The sequence below is a fragment of the Polaromonas sp. genome (assembly GCF_035638815.1).
Taxonomy (GTDB): domain Bacteria; phylum Pseudomonadota; class Gammaproteobacteria; order Burkholderiales; family Burkholderiaceae_C; genus Polaromonas.
Window position 1 is genome coordinate 34,520 of the sequence record NZ_DASQZG010000027.1, and the last position, 16,377, is coordinate 50,896.

A 16,377-nucleotide genomic window follows, 5' to 3' on the forward strand; every position below is an offset into this window, starting at 1 on the left:
ACGATTCGCTGGTTTTGCTTGATGGCAATTGCGCGAGGCGCAGCTATGCCTGAACGAAAGGGGGAATCTGAAACCACCAGGAGTTCCCCATGAAAGAAAAGTCACGGCTTAAGGCCAGCGCAAGCGTTCCCGTTCCACCACTTACTCCCAAGGAAAGATCAGCGCCAAAGTTGCCGTTTTTCTCACTTGGTCAGATTGTTGCCACACCTGACGCGCTAGCAGCCATGGAGAAGTTTGGCGTCCAGCCATTGACACTGCTGCAGCGACACATCAGTGGCGATTGGGGGGAATTGAATTCCCTCGACAGCCACCAAAACAGCCTTGCACTGGTCAACAACGAACGCCTGCTTTCCAGTTATTCGATCGACGGAGGAAAGCTCGACGATCCGCAGGGTGTACGTGTGTGGATCATTACCGAGTGGGACCGCTCTGTCACAACATTGCTCTTGCCCTCGGATTATTAGCATGCAGAAGCTCACACATCAGTTCGTCACCGGCGTCCGCGCGGACACCGAGGTTGAATATGGCTTTCAAGGAAGTAAGCGCGTGCGCTGGGACGATCTCCACATACAACAGAGCGAATTGGATGGCGCCTGCGGAGTTGTCTGCTCACTCCAGTGCGCGATGATTCTGGAAGGTCTAAAGCGCGAAGACGTGGAGGAAATCTCCAATGCAAAGACTGGGCCACTTCAAGCATTGTGGAAGCTAGCCAGCACCACATACTTCGAAGGGACAGACGAAAAGCAGATAGATGCGCTCATTGGCGTCTTTAAGCCTCGACTACGCAGCAAGTCGTTTAGTGGTGGGAGGACCAAAGAACTGGCGCACGAGATTGCAGAGGCTATCGACGCGGGACACGTTCCTATTCTTTGCCTAGAGCACCGTAGCTGGCGGCACTGGACGTTGGTAGTTGGCCTTGAAATTTCGGACAAGAAAGCGCCCCGTGCACTTCTTTGCCTAGACGCTAGTAACAGCCGTCCGCCATGGGGTGTCTTCTACAACGCCAGATGCTCACTGCAACACAGTAGCTACGGCAAGAACCGTAAACCCAAAAAGTACAGCCTGCAGTACGCCACCGTCGACGGTGGACTGTGCAATGTTCGGCTGAGCGGTTTGGTCATTGTCAAGCGCGGTCTGACTGCAGTGCAGTAACGGCCGTACCGCTCTCCATTAATTCAACATGAGGTATCCCCATGAACAATGTTGCTTTTTGCCAAAGCAGCCGTGGCCGCGCCATTCAACGCCACTCTACGGTCGACGCATATGCGAAGGACGTTCGCCAATTTACCCAGACATATGGCGGGACAATCCCCTGTACCGCCGATGAACTTATCTCTTACATACAACTGCTGGCGAGGCGTGTCGCGCCATCCACCATCGTCCGTCGAGTCATGGCATTGCAGGATGCTCACGTGAAGCAAGGTCATGCGCCGCCGACAACTGACGAACGCATTAAGACGGCCATGCGAAGTTTGGCCAAAGGAAAGCCACCTGAAAATCTCTTGATCGGCAAAAGAGTCAGTTATGAAGTTGGCGCAGTCTTGCAAAAGTCGTCCAGAGTCGCGGCCCCCATTACCCGAGCATTATTGATGCGGATGCTTGACTCCATGGGAACCGGCAAGCGCAGTCTCGACAGACGAGACAAGGCGATCTTCCTCCTTGGGTATGTGGGCGGTCTGAAACGCGGCGCGATCTGTGCGCTTAATCTGGAAGATTTGTCATTCACAGCGGATGCGCTGCTGCTGCGCTTACGCTCAGCAGCGGGGGCGGACTCACTGGGCTTCGGCGCTCCTCCATCGCTGGATCAGGAAGCAGCTACTGTGCGCATGCTGGCCGTACCGTTTACGAGGGGGCCGCTCTGCGCAGCAACGGCTTGTCAAGAGTGGATTGCCCACAATGGACTGGAAGGACGGCAAGGGCCACTCTTTCCCCGCTTTGCGCGGTCAGGAGAGCCGGTATTGGACGAAAGACTGGACTCAGCATACGTATCGACGCTTTGCAAGCGACGCCTTATGGATGCCGGAATTGCGGACGTCTCTTCATACAGTGGAGAGAGCTTGCGGCGAGGTTACGAGCTTGAAAGCAAGTCCTTGCGCCGCCGCTGATGCTCGATTGCTGGGGGCGCTCGGGAAGCTGCAGTTTCCGTGACTCAGATCGACAAGCCAGGACAAATCCCGTTTCCGTGACTTGAAGTCGATCTGGCGGTCCCGGTCAGTCAGCTATCGAATGCTCCAAACTCGGCCGTTAACGGTCTAGGACTGGCTTTTGCGTGGCGCTGGCGGCGCTTCTGCGAACGGTTTGTACTTGGGAACGCTGGACAGCAAGGGATTGAGCAAATCGCGTGGATCAACGTCTAGAGCGACGGCAATCCGCTGAACATTCCTGATGGAAACGTTCCTTAACGCGCGCTCAATTCCGCTGATGTATGTGCGGTCCAAATCGCTCACGTCGGCTAAAGCCTCTTGTGAGAGGCCCAGCGAGTGCCGAACTATACGGACATTGCTGGCAAAGACGCAAAGCAACTGGTCAGGATCATCATGCTTCACAACCGATCCACGCCCGGACGGACTGAGTGGTCGCCTGTCCAGGATCGGTGGTAACGAGACTTTCTTTTTACTGGTGGCATTCACGCCGTCGATGTTCCGCAAACGACGACGATGAGGCTACGGACTATGAGTCACAGTGACTTATAGTCAACATATTCTTTTGAAGTCAACAGCGCATAAACAAAGGAATAGATGGTTAGGGGCGCCGGGACTAAATGTCTGGGGCCGCCCCGAGCCGGCATTCGGATCAATCTCAGTCAATCTAGCAATAAAAAATCAAGGGTGCTAAAAATGAACGTCACAGATGAACTGCTGAAGCTCAATGAACTAAAGGACAAGGGGGCACTTACTCAAGACGAATTCGACATTCAAAAGGGTAAGTTGCTGTCTGGCGGTGAACCAGTCAAGCCAAAGAAAAAGAGTTCAGGACTAATTTGGAAAATACCGCTCGCGGTCATAGGTGTTTCGATCGGTCTGATTGGCATGAATAGCGGTACGGACAAAATCAAACAGAGTAAAAGTGAGACAGACCAGTCGGAAACGCTCGCCAAATCTTCCGTCTCAAAGAGTCCTCTAAACACAGTCGCCGAAACTGTCCGACTGCCTGACGGCAGCACGGTAACAAAGTCACAAGCTGTGCCTTTATGGACACCTCAACCAGAGTCAAAGCAAGAGGACGACTTATGCTCAAACTCCAAAGAGCCGATGGAGTGCTTAAACAAAGAGTTTGCAGAGGCAGATAGCTTGCTCAATGCGACCTACAAGCAAGTTATGGCGAGGATGGACGCATCGCAACAGGGCACACTTAAAAAGCAGCAGCAAGCTTGGATAAGTGAAAAGGAAGACAAGTGCGAAAAGGCCGGTGCAGAGAACGCAGGTAGTCAGTTGGAGCGCCTGAAAATTGCGAAGTGCATGGTGCGGACGACAGAGCAGCGAACCTCCTATCTGGCGGGCTTACGCCTATAGGCAGGCAGAAGTAAGGGAGACGCAGAATCATCCGATCACTGCCCGCATCTACCTCGAAGAGGTCACAGTTCTTGCGCTCCCACCCTCGCCTCCGATGCGGCCAAGCATTTGAGACGTCCTTGGACACTAATTCGGGCCACCGACTTATCGTCAACGGCTGCCGTATCGGTGTCTGGTTCCCATGGTTAAAAGCAGGGGACACACGCATTGGCTCTTTCTCGCTTTTTGGCAAAAGCCAGCTCAAAACGAGGAAAACACGTCCAAGTGCCGCGTTCGGTCAACTTCAGTCACCAGGAGCCGTTTTACGGTCAATTTCGGTAGACCGGCATACTGCGCTGAACCAGTCCATAAAACGGCTCTCTGCGGCCGTTCTGGTGCGTTTTGATGACGGCTTTAGACCAGAACGATCCCCGTGGCCGATCAGCGAGCTAGTTCTGACCGGTTTTGGCAGTTTTCCGGTCAGAAAGCACCAAAAATCACCAAAACAGGAATTTGGCTCAGTTTCCCAGTCGCGACCGGCTGGACCGACTAGTTGCAGTAGCCGCTAGAGTTCAAATGCCGTTCGCTTATGACCACTGTGACAGTTGTAGCGAAACCGCTAACTACAGCGCTTTAGCGCGACGGCAGTGTGACCGACGGGCAACTTCAATTTCAAGCGAATCCGACCGTCTTGTAGCCCGGAAAAAAATCACAATGACGGATCATAACAACCCGAGTTGGTGAAAAAAAGGGGGACCGAAGCCCCCTTCCTGCTGATCCGCATCACAAAACATTTAAGCGGACGCCGCGGAACTCGTTGTGTGTGCTTTTGCGACCGTGTTTAACACCTTCTACCCTACTCAAGTACTTCACAAAAGTTTGAATGTCTAACGGCATGATAGTTTGCGACTTGCAGAACTTTTTATATGCGACAAAGGCGACGCTGCTGGGCAATGAACTTTTCTTATCGCGCACACATCCCTCTTCTATCCAGTAGCGGATGGAATCAAACTTGCGGCGAGCGGCCTCGGTAGCCCGAGTCACCTTGCCCGCTTTAGGCATACCTGTTAATTTGTTAGCCTCGATGGCACCTTGTATTAGCCAGTTCAGAATGCCGGGAGCCTCAGCGTACAGCGCAAGCTCCTCCTCGTGGTTCTGATTTTTGAACTTGCGGCTGAACGGCAGGATGACCAATCTGCGCCACATAGCCTCGTCCTGACTATCCACATATGGAACTTTGTTTGCAGATATCCATGGCACGCCGTCAACCTTGAAGTTCTTTTGGCTCCCCAAAAGAGCGCGCGCGCTCAAATCGTCACCGCCAGAAATTTGTTTGAGGAAGGCTTCATCAAATCGCTGCTTTTTTGCTTCAGTGCATTGGAGCATTCGGCCGCCAGCTAACGCCATGATTGCTGGACTAGCGTTGTTTGCATCACGAGCGTATGCGTTGTGCATCAGGCTCGGGGCGACATTGATTGCCAACGGCCCCAACACCTTGGCCATGGTGTGAAAAAGAGTACCTTTGCCGTTGCCACCCTCACCGTAAGCGACGAAAACTTTCTGCTTCTTTGTGTGCCCGCAAATCGTATAGCCGAGCGCGTGCTGGAGATAAAGGCCGTAGGCTCTGTCCCCGCGCGTCACGAAGTCGATGAACTTCTTGAACTTTGGGCAGTCTGCGGCTGAATCTAACGCCACCGGACATTGAAGTGTGAAGTAGTCGTCGGGCCTTCCTAAGCGGAACGCGCCAGACACCAGGTCCACGACACCATTCTCAACTGCCAATAAATTTGGCTTCGCGTCGAACTGAGTCGACTCTGCTTTCAGCCTGGGGTTAGTACTTGCATCATTTAGAAGTCCTTTGACGCGCGCGGTAGTCAAGCGTTTTCCTATGAGTGCGGCGGCAGCGTTGTCGCGAGCCTCTTTCGCCCGCGCGTACATTGCCTCAATGGCCTTGCGCGCGACCTCTGTGACCTTAGACTCATCTTTTTTCCAGATTTGACCCACAAATGCAAGCCAGTGCTTGGCGTCTTGGACATAGCAGAGCTGACCCGAGACCGCGGCACAAAAGTGATCCTCTAATTCAAAAGATGTATGCGGCAGCGTGGTCGAATGATTCGATTTCCAGCCCTGCTTCATGGCCAGCTTAAAAATAAATTTGGCGGTGCACCTTCTGCCTTTCTCGCCGGAAAAACTTGCCCACTTCTTCTTTTGTTTGGCCTCATCGTATTTACTCGATTTCTTACTCCATGCGTTCCAGATGACAAATGCTCGTTGGGTAGGGCTGGTGTTATGCAGGGCCATGCCAACTTGCAGCCATTCCTGGTAATCGTCGGCGCTGCTGATCGCGCCCAGCGCATCGCTAATTTCATCCAGCTTGACGTCGGTGTCCACGTCACCAGCAGCCGGTTGGAAATTCACCGCCGGCTCAACCTTACCGGGTATATCAATACTTAACTGCGCAAACAGTTTCTGTACGCGCCGGGGCTGAAGGTTTTTGCGCTGGTAAACAACTCGAACAACAAATGGAACGCGGTGTTTCCGGTTGATAGTTCCGGGTAAACGCATAACACGCGCCAGATCAATCACGTTGGGATCAGTGCTGTGGGCCTCTGCCAGCGCTTTCTGCAGCGCCGAAAAATTTCCCAACTTCACACCGCGCACGAGCCAGTAGGCGTGGTAGTGTGACGGAGACGTTTCGACGATCAAATGCGGTTTCAGCTCCTTGATCTGTTTCAGCGTCAGGTTGCCGTCGACGTCGATAAACAGCGCGGTTACGCGCTTGACGTTTTCGGTTCTGCGCTTGCCAACAATATGATTGACCGCCATGGTGATCCCGCTACCGCCGCGGTTTGCTTGGGTGAGCTGTTTTTTCAGCTCGCCAAACGTACCGGTCAATGACTGTGTAGTCACGTTGCCGTTCTTGCGGTCGTCGATAGTTTGAAATGCCGCAGCATCATCGCCGTGAAAGAGTGCCACGAATTCAGCAGCCGCACGCATATTCAGTGCGGGCGCAGAGGCTTCGTCTTCGCTGTTGAGCAGAGACGCTTTCGCTTCTGTATCTTTAAAAATATCAGTCATATAAAAACCTTAGAAAAAGAGTTGCCTAGCTCAGTGCCAGAACGGCAGTTGAGCGAGAAGAGTTGCGTGTGTATTGAGTACGGTCTCACTGTGCGTACCGTTGTGAAACCCGGAGCAGAATGCTCCTGAGAGCTATGCTATTTACAGCCCCTCCCCGAGGGTGGAACAGGTGGAGGATGATTAGAGTTACAACAGCCGTTTTCTCTTTTTTTATCTCTTTTTTATAAAAATAAGAAAACCACTACCGGCAACTAGAAAACATGTTCCACCTCTTCCACATCTGTGGCTGGGAGGGGCGCATTTTTAACCGCTGCCAGCGACTTCCAGTAGCTTGCGGATATCCTCAACCCGCCATGCTGTGGTGCGAGGTCCAAGCTGGACCCCTTTGGGCCACTTACCGTCCTGTACTCCTTTCCACCAGCTACTTGAGCTAACGGGGAAAACTGCTAGGACTGTCGGAAGACGCACAAAGCCGCACTCTGGAAGTACAACGCCCTTAGGAAGTTCGATTCGTTTAGGCATAGCTAAACGTGGATGAAATTGAGGATGCTTGACACTGGGAACCTTTCACTTGTTGTGGAAGATTCGATGATTCCCGAATACCGGATTGATGTAAAAAGGTGAAAAGACGTCGCTCTTCACCTGTTTACCCATTAACGCCAATCGTCTAGGAATCCGGGCTATGTGGGCAAACTAATTGGTGTTGTCGCGCCCGATTTTTTCTTAGGTCGCACCTCCACCATAACTGCGATTTGCCGGTAGCGAAAACGACTGCATTCCAGCGCCTCGCTAAGCTGCTGCTCTTTCTCTGTCCTGAGGTCCTTCAAGGACTTGTCAAACTCATTGTTGGCCAGGCGCAGTGCAGTTTCATCGTCAAAGCCGTGTGCAAATAAATCAACAAGTCGCAAATAGGTGAGAAATTTGCTCCTTTTGGGCTTGAAACTGACAAGAGTATTCCCTGCAGATCGCTTCAGAATTTTGCCCTGGCGCTTTTCGAGTGCGCTCTTCGCCACTTGTGTCATCTTGGCTATCGACCGCTTATTGCTAAGCGTGCGAAGCAGGTCGAACACAATGGCCACTTGACCGTAGCTCAACCTCAAATGCACTTTGCGTGAGCCAATTAGCTTCGCGCCCATATTGGATTTCACTGAAATGGCAGCTTCCGCGAACGTTGGTCGCTTTAGTCCACCGTCCTTGCGACGGGAGTAATACTCTTCAGAGTAATGTTTAAAAGACTTGAGACCATAGGCCAGAGCAATCTCAGCGCAGCTATCGACCAAGCTCAGATCGACTTCATCGCAGTCATTGATGAAGCCAGGGTTACGGCGAAGAAATTCCCACGCCCAGCGCCGAGGAGACCAGGACTGGTGGCCTATGTATTCGGCAGCGTCTATGCCTGTCGGCCGTAAAACAACGTCCAATGGTTCGCCATCTTTTTGGTCATTCGCTGCGCTCACGTTGGCTCCAGTTGTTTTGCAAAGATGTTAGCTTGCAAGTGCGGAGCTTGAAAAGGTAGCAAACATATGGAGCAATTAGCGCAGAACCCGTACTCACAAGGCAATGGGGTGAAATGCTCGTCGGGAGACCAGAATACGAGTTGCTGTCTTCGCACTGAGAGCCAAGCGGGAAGAGCATTGACGGAAGTCCAGTACTGTCCCAAGCCAGCCAGCGGCTAACGGTGACTGAACGGTGACCAGACGCAGCTCCGCAAGTAAAACTGCAGCGCACAAAGAAAAACAGCCTAGAGACATTTAATCTCTAAGCTGTTGTTCTATAACGAGTTTTGTTATGGTGCGGCTGGCAGGAATTGAACCCACGACCCCTTGGTTCGTAGCCAAGTACTCTATCCAACTGAGCTACAGCCGCTAAGCCTCGAATTATAGCCCATTTGGCTAGAGGCTCCGATTGAATGGTAGGGCGTCACAGACTTGAACTGTGGACCAAAGGATTATGAGTCCTCTGCTCTAACCAACTGAGCTAACGCCCCACGCAAGCACAGATTGTAAAGGGCTACTTGCTGTGGCTCAGGGCCGTGCTGACCATCTTGGCCGTGATGTCGACAATCTGGATCATTTTTTCGTAAGGCATGCGCATGGGCCCGATCACGCCCAGAGTGCCGACCACTTGCCCATCCACTTCATAAGGCGCGGTCACCACTGACAACTCCTGGTAGGGCACAACCTGGCTCTCGCCACCGATGTAAATGCGCACGCCTTCAGCGCGACTGGAAACATCCAGCAACCGCATAAGCTGGGCTTTTTGTTCAAACAGATCGAACAGCTTGCGCAGGTTTCCCATGTCGCCTGAAAAATCGCTGACGGTGAGCAGATTGCGTTCGCCCGAAATCACCACTTCGTCGCGCGCCTCAATCGCTTCCGAGCTCACCTGAACCGCTGCCTGCATCAAGGTGGCGATCTCTCCGCGCAGGGCTTCGACTTCGCGTTGCAAGCGCTCGCGCACTTCCTCGATGGCCATGCCTGCGTAATGCGAGTTCAGGAAGTTACTGGCCTCGATCAGTTGTGTCTGGGTGTAATCGGCTTCGGTAAAGATCACGCGGTTTTGCACGTCGCCGTCGGGCGAGACGATGATGACCAGGAACCGCTTCTCGGACAAACGCAAAAACTCGATGTGGCGAAACACCGACGTGCGACGTGGAGCCATCACCACCCCAACAAACTGGGACAGGCTGGACAGGATATTGGCGGCGTTGCTGAAGACTTTTTGGGGCTGGTCAGGCGCCAGCTTGGGGTGCGCAAGCGCATTGCTGGCCGAAAACTGGTCACCCTGCATGGTCAGCATGGTGTCGACGAAGAGGCGGTAGCCGCGTGCCGTAGGAATGCGGCCCGCAGATGTATGGGGGCTGACGATCAGGCCCAGCTCTTCCAGGTCGCTCATGACGTTGCGTATGGTGGCCGGCGACAGATCCATGCCGGAAGCCTTGGACAACGTGCGCGAACCGACCGGTTGGCCGTCAGCAATATAGCGCTCTACCAACGCTTTAAGTAACAGGCGGGCACGTTCGTCAAGCATGAAGGCATTCTACGAAGCTTGTCATGGATGTTGTGATGTAATTTGACGATGAAGTCGCAATTTCGTCACGTCGCCCTGATCGGGAAGTACCAGGCACAGGGCTCACGCTCTGCCGTGGAAGAAATTGCGAGATTCCTTCACACCCAGGGCTGCGAGGTCACGCTGGAGCAGGACACGGCCAGCAATACGGGCCTGACTCAGTACCCGGTGCTCGATGTCGCTGGCGTCGGCAAACATTGCGACTTGGCCCTGGTGGTGGGCGGTGACGGCACCATGCTGGGCATAGGCCGACAGCTGGCCCAGTTTGGCGTGCCTCTGGTAGGGATCAACCAAGGGCGTTTGGGCTTTATCACCGACATCGCATTTGACGAATTTCAGACCGCACTGGAGCCCATGTTGCGTGGTGAGTTTGAGGAAGACCGGCGCTGGATGATGCAGGCCAGCGTCGTGCGCGATGGCCGCTGTGTCTTCAACGCTAACGCCATGAACGACGTGGTGGTCAACCGCGGCGCCACCGCCGGCATGGTTGAGCTTCGGGTCGAGGTCGATGGCCGTTTCCTGTCCAACCAGCGCGCCGACGGACTCATCATTGCGTCGCCTACAGGCTCAACGGCCTACGCCTTGTCTGCAGGTGGGCCGCTTCTGCATCCGTCCATTCCAGGCTGGGTGCTGGTGCCGATTGCGCCGCACACCCTCTCCAACCGTCCGATCGTGTTGTCTGATGGCGGAGAGATCACGGTGGAGATCGTGGCGGGCCGCGATGCCAGCGCCAACTTTGACATGCAGTCACTTGCCAGCCTTCTCCACGGCGACCGCATCAGCGTGCGCCGGTCTGAGCACCAGATGTGCTTTTTACATCCGAAAGGCTGGAGCTATTTCGATACCTTGCGCAAGAAGCTTCACTGGAATGAAGGGGTGGCATGAGCTGCCGGGCCGTTCCCAAAGCGAATACCGCAGCTCATAGAGCGAAGGTCATCCTATGAGTCTCAAGAGCATCTCGCTGCGTGACTTTGTCATCGTCCGTGAACTTTCACTGGAGCTGGAAAACGGTTTCACCGTGCTGACCGGCGAAACCGGCGCTGGCAAATCCATCCTGATAGACGCGCTGCAACTGGCGCTAGGCTCACGCGCGGATGCCGGGGTGGTGCGTGAAGGTTCGGCGCGTTGTGAAATCAGCGTCACGTTTGATACGCCTGCCCAGCTCTCGGGCTGGCTCGATGAGGCTGGATTTTCTGCAGAAGACGAGCTGCTGTTGCGGCGGACCATTGACGCACAGGGTAAGAGCCGGGCCTGGATCAATGGCAGCCCCGCCACCGCCACGCAGCTTCGCGAGATTGCCGACTTGCTGGTGGACATCCACGGGCAACATGCCTGGCAAAGTCTGACTCGTCCTGATGCCGTACGCGGGTTGCTTGACGCCTATGCGGGCCTTGGCACAACGGCATTGACACAAGCCTGGCATACCTGGCGAGGCACGCACAAGGCCCTGACCGAGGCTGCCGCCGCACAAGACAGCCTGCAACGTGAGCGTGAGCGCCTGGCCTGGCAGATTGGCGAGGTTGACAAGCTGGCGCCGGGGGCTGATGAGTGGGACGAACTCAATACCCAACACAGCCGCCTGTCCAATGTACAAGCGCTGCGTGATGCTGTGCAAACCGCTGTTGATGCGCTGCAGGAGTCAGACGACAACGCTGCTGCCTTGCTTGGTCGCGCCTTAACATCGCTACAAAATCAGGAGCACATTGAGCCGGAATTCAAAGGGCTCGTTGAGGTTTTGAGCAGTGCACTGGCGCAAGTGGAAGATACAGTGCACTCGCTGCATGGCTATGCTCGTCACGCCGAGCTGGAGCCGCAGCGCCTGGCCGAATTGGACGAGCGTCTGGCACTTTGGGTCAGTCTGGCGCGACGGTACAAGCGACCCCCAGCCGAGCTGGCCAGTCTGCTGGCATCCTGGCGTGTTGATTTGCAAAAGCTGGATGCAGCGGCGGATCTGGCCGCTCTGGAAAAAGCCGAGGAGCTTGCCAAAGCGGCTTACATGGAAGAAGCGCGCAGCGTTTCCAAAGCTCGTGCAAAAGCAGCCCCCTTGCTGGCCAAAGCCATCACCCAGGCCATGCAGGGCTTGGGCATGCAGGGCGGCAAGTTTGAAGTGGCATTGACCAGGCTGGAGCAGGCCGCGCAGCACGGCCTGGAGCAGGCCGAATTCCTGGTAGCCGGCCACAGCGGCAGCACCCCCCGGCCCGTGGGCAAGGTCGCTTCGGGCGGCGAGTTGTCGCGCATTGCCCTGGCTATTGCGGTCACCACCAGCCAGCTCGGCCAGGCACAAACCCTGATTTTTGACGAGGTGGATTCTGGCGTGGGCGGGGCGGTAGCAGAGACGGTGGGCCGGCTGATGAAGCAATTAGGCAAGGACCGCCAGGTCATGGCCGTGACCCACCTGCCCCAAGTAGCTGCCTGCGCCGACCAGCACCTGATGGTGGCCAAGCGCACCGACAAGGGCGAAACAACCAGCACGGTTGAAGCCATCCACAGCGAAGCACGCGTTGCGGAAGTGGCGCGCATGCTGGGGGGCGAAAAACTCTCCAGCACCACGCTTGCCCATGCCAAGGAGATGTTGGGTCAATGAACGAAATCACCTCTTCCCCAGCCGTGCTCGACATGGTGCTGATAACCGGTATGTCCGGCTCTGGAAAATCGGTTGCCCTGCATGCGCTGGAAGACGCTGGCTACTACTGTGTCGACAACCTCCCGCCCGAGTTGCTGCTGCCTTTCGTTGCACTTGAAAAACAAAACGGCGCCAGAAAGGTCGCAGTCGCTATGGACGTGCGCAGCGCCACGTCGCTGCCCCTGGTGCCCGAACAACTGAGGCAAATGGGCGAACAAGGTGTAGCAGTTCAGTCCATATTTCTGGATGCCAGCACCGACACGCTCCTGCGGCGTTTTTCCGAAACAAGGCGGGCCCACCCGTTGTCGCGGCGCCATGCTGTCGATCAGCAACGTGCACTGGTCGACGCCATCGATGAAGAGCGCGAGCTGCTGGCCGAGATGCGTGAGCATGCCCACGTGATTGATACCAGCATGATTCGCTCATCCCAGTTGCAGGGATACGTGAAGGCGCTGATTGCTTCGCCTGCCGCTCAACTGACGCTGGTGTTTGAGTCTTTTGCCTTCAAGCGCGGCGTCCCGGTGGACGCAGATTATGTGTTTGACGTACGCATGTTGCCCAACCCGCACTACGAAACCCCCTTGCGCCATCTGACGGGCAAGGATCAACCGGTCATCGATTACCTCCAGGGCCACGCTGAGGTGGGCGAGATGGCCAGCCATATCGAGCAATTCATCGGCCACTGGTTGCAGGCCTTGGTGCGCGACCATCGGAGTTATGTCACGGTGGCCATCGGCTGCACCGGCGGCCAGCACCGCTCGGTCTATCTGGTGGAGCAGCTATCCAGGGCCTTCAGTGCAAAATGGATCACCCTCAAGCGCCACCGGGAGCTTGACGCCGGTGCGTAGAAACTGCAAAACGCTACTTATTTGATAGCAAACTATTGCCGCAAATAAAGGGCAAAGTCGCGTTTTCTTTAAACAAAGTCCAGCTTAACCAGACATTTGGCCTGAGCTACGATGGTCTACGTCTGCGCTGTGTGCAATTATTGAGTCCTCGCGCGCTGCACCAGCATCTTTCTGATTGGCGCCGGTAGTCCCAACACCTCCCAATCCGCGCGTCCAAACCAGGCACCCTCATCCGAAAAACCTGCAGCTTTTGACTCGCTCGCAGTCAGCGCCAGAAGCATGGGGGACAGGCGCAAATCCTTATGGGTGAGTACGTGCACAAAGGGCGGGAATGCGTGCAACCGGCTTTGCTGCCGCTTGGGCAAGTTACTCAACAATTCTTCTTCTGTGCCAAACACCGGCAGGCAATACAGGCCACCCCAAATGCCGGAGTCCGCGCGCCGCTCCAGCCACACCGCGCCGTCGGCCCGCTCAGCCCACAACAGGCTCAGCGCCATGGCGCTGCGCCTGAGCTTGCGGGTTTTGACGGGAAAGCGTTCGGGCGCGCCGAGGGCAAAACCTTCGCAAATACTTTGCACCGGACACTGCTGGCACGCGGGCTGGCGCGTCGTACAGATAGTCGCACCAAGGTCCATGACGCCTTGCGTGTAACGCGGCATGGTGTCGAGCAAATTGCGGCGCGGGAGCATGGCCGTGGCTATATCCCACAGCGCCCGCACCTGCTTGCCTTCGGAGAGATCGCCAGGAAAAGCAGTGATGCGGCTGAGCACCCGTTTGACGTTGCCGTCCAGAATCGCCACCCGCTCGGAATAACAGAAGGATGCAATGGCAGCTGCGGTAGACGGCCCAACGCCGGGAAGCGTCTGCAGCAGCTCGGCTGTTGGGGGGAATTGACCGCCGTGCAAGTTGGCAACATCCTGCGCGCAGCGGTGCAGGTTTCTGGCGCGGCTGTAGTAGCCTAGACCACTCCACAAACCCAGCACCTCGTCCAGAGGCGCTGCAGCCAAATCGACTACCGTCGGGAAACGCGCCAGAAAGCGGGTGTAGTAATCCAGAACCGTAGCAACCTGCGTCTGCTGCAGCATGATTTCGGACAGCCACACACGGTAGGGATCACGTGTGTTCTGCCAGGGCAGGCTGTGGCGGCCATGGCTTTTCTGCCAGCGCACGATGCGTGCGGAAAACCCCGAAGCAGATGACACAGCAGCGGCCAGCAGCGCTTATGCGGCCTCGCTCAGTGGTGCGGGCCTGGTGGCGGCGTCGGCTGGTTCCTCGGCCCCTCCCCTGCGCGCGGGCATGCTAACCAGCCGCGCAGTCAGCTCGTTGAGCTTGCTGTCAAGCTCATCAATTCCGCGCTCGTTTTTATCGATCTCGTCGATGCGCTCATCCAGGCCAGTGGCGGCCTGCTGGATGCGCTCAATCGCTTCAATACGGCGGCCGAAATTGCGCCTGCGCTCTTTGAGTTGCGCATCAAGCTGCGAAGCCGCAGATTTGTTCCACAGCTCAACTTCACCCAGCGCTGTCTCATACACCACACGCAAACGCGTGGCGAGGGCACGCACCAGCCGCTCCGCAAACTCCGGCTGGGCGAGCTTGAGAATGTTGCCCACACCCAAGTACTGCAGGTGACTGCGTTCAATCAAATCCAGGTCCTGCAGGAAGCGGGACATCTCGGGTTCTTTGGGCGCCTGCAGCGAAAAACCAAATTCGGAGTTGAGCTGAGTGAACGATCCAGCCAGCATGCTCTGAATTTCTGCGCTGGTGCTCTGCGCCTTTTGCAGGCCTTCACGCAAACGGGAAAAGGTCTGGCCATAGGCTTTTTTGATGCCCAGCTTGATCCCGGGCTCCTTCAACGCCGCGGTCAGTTGTGCCAGCTCGGATTTCAGCGTAGGGGTCCCCAGCAAGTTGAAAACATCCCTGAGCAACTTCAAATGAATGGAGCGCACGGCATGGATCTTCGCGCCGCTGGTGTTGAAATCGACCTGCTCCTGCTCAATGCGCGAGCGCATGTGCTTGATCACCGAGGTGTTTTTACCGCGCAGGCCGCGCAGCTCGATCATCTGCTCGGCCAGGTCCCGACGGCGGATGTGAATGGTGCGGCCAGCCTCAGCCCGGAGCTCCACAATACCGCCAGCTACCGCCGATCGAAGGATTTTCTGCCGCTGCCCCATCACACCCTGGGCAAGTGCCAACTCCAGGCCCGGCAAACGGCTGGCCTTGAGCAACTCGTCATTGCCGGTGACTTTGGCGACCAATCCTTTTTGTGCAGAAACGGGAATAACCTGCGCCAGTGGCAGACCCAGAATGTCGGCCGACGTGGCCCGTTGACGCTCGATTTGCGCCTCCATCTGCGCGGGTGTGCTCAGCGCATCCCACAGCGTGTCGATCTTGTTGAGCACTACCAGGCGGGCCTCGTTGTCATCACCTTCGGTGATCAGGTGCTCGCGCCAGATCGCCAGATCGGATTTGGTGACGCCAGTGTCAGCCGCCAGAATGAAAACCACCGCATGCGCCTGGGGAATCAGGCTCACCGTCAATTCGGGCTCGGCGCCAATGGCATTGAGACCCGGGGTGTCCAGAATAACCAGACCCTGCTTGAGCAGCGGATGGGCGATATTGATCAGCGCATGACGCCACTTGGGCACCTCGACCAGGCCGTCGGCATTGACTCTAGGGTTGTCTTCCGGAACGTCGTCGTGCCAGAAGCCCAAAGCACGGGCTTCGTCATGGGTCACGTAGCGGACTTCGGCGACCTTTTCGAGTGCCTGCGCCAGCTGAACCGGATCGTTCACATCCAGGTCAACACGCGTCCACTTTTCAGGGACCATGCGCCACTCCATCAGCGCCTGAGTTTGCAGCCGGGTCTCGATAGGGAGCAAACGCAGGCACGGCGGCACGTCAGCGTCATAGCCCAGTTCGGTCGGGCACATGGTAGTGCGGCCTGCACTGGCCGGCATGATGCGCCGCCCGTAACCAGCAAAAAAGATGGCGTTGATCAGCTCAGACTTGCCGCGCGAAAACTCGGCAACAAAAGCGACCATGACCTTGTCAGAACGAACCTGTGACTCAAGCCGATGGAGGCGCTCCTCCACAGCGGCATTGAGCAAGTCGTGGTCTTTCAACCATTCAGACAGCAGTTTCAGACGTAAGGCAAACTCGCGCCGCCAGGCGCCGTGCTGGTCAAATTGTTCGTTAAAAGACATGGTGGACCATAGGGAAAGGTCAATCAATATAGCATCGCCCACCTAAAACAGCTACCGGCCGCCGG

Annotated in this window: 14 protein-coding genes and 2 tRNA genes; 7 read left to right on the forward strand and 9 right to left on the reverse strand. The window is 56.0% G+C overall.

Going from position 1 to position 16,377, the window contains the following annotated elements:
• The first annotated feature begins 89 nt into the window (after window positions 1-89).
• Genes VE934_RS16300 through VE934_RS16310 form a run of 3 tightly spaced genes read left to right on the forward strand, consistent with a single transcriptional unit; the run spans window position 90 to window position 2,105 of the window.
• Window positions 90-464 (forward strand): hypothetical protein, encoded by a 375-nt coding sequence (locus VE934_RS16300; protein ID WP_324889443.1) that lies wholly within the window; start codon window positions 90-92, stop codon window positions 462-464.
• Between the two features lies 1 nt (window position 465).
• Window positions 466-1,152, forward strand: a complete 687-nt coding sequence (locus VE934_RS16305) for a hypothetical protein (protein ID WP_324889446.1) — start codon at window positions 466-468, stop codon at window positions 1,150-1,152.
• A gap of 41 nt (window positions 1,153-1,193) precedes the next feature.
• Window positions 1,194-2,105, forward strand: a complete 912-nt coding sequence (locus tag VE934_RS16310) for a hypothetical protein (RefSeq protein WP_324889448.1) — start codon at window positions 1,194-1,196, stop codon at window positions 2,103-2,105.
• Window positions 2,106-2,252: 147 nt separating this feature from the next.
• Here the strand turns inward: VE934_RS16310 and VE934_RS16315 are convergent, their stop codons facing one another.
• Window positions 2,253-2,630: a helix-turn-helix transcriptional regulator gene (locus tag VE934_RS16315; protein WP_324889450.1), complete on the reverse strand. Its 378-nt coding sequence runs from the start codon at window positions 2,628-2,630 to the stop codon at window positions 2,253-2,255.
• 207 nt (window positions 2,631-2,837) lie between these two features.
• On the opposite strand from VE934_RS16315, the gene VE934_RS16320 reads away from it, so the two are divergent.
• Window positions 2,838-3,512 carry a lysozyme inhibitor LprI family protein gene (locus tag VE934_RS16320; RefSeq protein ID WP_324889452.1) on the forward strand — a complete coding sequence of 225 codons (675 nt, stop codon included), beginning with the start codon at window positions 2,838-2,840 and terminating at the stop codon, window positions 3,510-3,512.
• Between the two features lie 762 nt (window positions 3,513-4,274).
• Here the strand turns inward: VE934_RS16320 and VE934_RS16325 are convergent.
• The 6 genes from VE934_RS16325 to hrcA all read right to left on the reverse strand — a co-directional run bounded on the left by VE934_RS16325 (window position 4,275) and on the right by hrcA (window position 9,599).
• On the reverse strand, window positions 4,275-6,569 hold the full coding sequence (locus VE934_RS16325; protein ID WP_324889454.1) for a phage/plasmid primase, P4 family: 2,295 nt from the start codon (window positions 6,567-6,569) through the stop codon (window positions 4,275-4,277).
• 303 nt (window positions 6,570-6,872) lie between these two features.
• Entirely contained in the window at window positions 6,873-7,091 is a 219-nt protein-coding gene (locus VE934_RS16330; protein WP_324889456.1) for a helix-turn-helix transcriptional regulator, read from the reverse strand.
• A 158-nt stretch (window positions 7,092-7,249) separates the two neighbouring features.
• Window positions 7,250-8,026, reverse strand: a complete 777-nt coding sequence (locus VE934_RS16335) for a hypothetical protein (RefSeq protein WP_324889458.1) — start codon at window positions 8,024-8,026, stop codon at window positions 7,250-7,252.
• Between the two features lie 332 nt (window positions 8,027-8,358).
• Window positions 8,359-8,435: transfer RNA gene (locus tag VE934_RS16340), tRNA-Arg, on the reverse strand.
• Between the two features lie 44 nt (window positions 8,436-8,479).
• A tRNA-Ile gene (locus tag VE934_RS16345) sits at window positions 8,480-8,556 on the reverse strand.
• Window positions 8,557-8,579: 23 nt separating this feature from the next.
• Window positions 8,580-9,599, reverse strand: a complete 1,020-nt coding sequence (gene hrcA, locus VE934_RS16350) for a heat-inducible transcriptional repressor HrcA (protein ID WP_324889460.1) — start codon at window positions 9,597-9,599, stop codon at window positions 8,580-8,582.
• A 48-nt stretch (window positions 9,600-9,647) separates the two neighbouring features.
• On the opposite strand from hrcA, the gene VE934_RS16355 reads away from it, so the two are divergent.
• From VE934_RS16355 to rapZ, 3 genes are read left to right on the forward strand one after another with little or no spacing between them, the layout of a single operon-like run.
• On the forward strand, window positions 9,648-10,523 hold the full coding sequence (locus VE934_RS16355; protein WP_324889462.1) for an NAD kinase: 876 nt from the start codon (window positions 9,648-9,650) through the stop codon (window positions 10,521-10,523).
• 55 nt (window positions 10,524-10,578) lie between these two features.
• Window positions 10,579-12,222, forward strand: coding sequence for a DNA repair protein RecN (gene recN / locus VE934_RS16360; protein ID WP_324889464.1), 1,644 nt, complete (start codon window positions 10,579-10,581; stop codon window positions 12,220-12,222).
• Window positions 12,219-13,109, forward strand: coding sequence for an RNase adapter RapZ (gene rapZ, locus VE934_RS16365; protein WP_324889466.1), 891 nt, complete (start codon window positions 12,219-12,221; stop codon window positions 13,107-13,109). The genes recN and rapZ overlap by 4 nt, the downstream gene beginning before the upstream one ends.
• 137 nt (window positions 13,110-13,246) lie before the next feature.
• On the opposite strand, the gene mutY is transcribed toward rapZ, so the two are convergent.
• On the reverse strand, window positions 13,247-14,311 hold the full coding sequence (gene mutY, locus VE934_RS16370) for an A/G-specific adenine glycosylase (protein WP_324889468.1): 1,065 nt from the start codon (window positions 14,309-14,311) through the stop codon (window positions 13,247-13,249).
• 18 nt (window positions 14,312-14,329) lie between these two features.
• Complete coding sequence (locus VE934_RS16375; RefSeq protein WP_324889470.1) at window positions 14,330-16,312, reverse strand: dynamin family protein; 1,983 nt, start codon at window positions 16,310-16,312, stop codon at window positions 14,330-14,332.
• Between the last annotated feature and the right edge of the window lie 65 nt (window positions 16,313-16,377).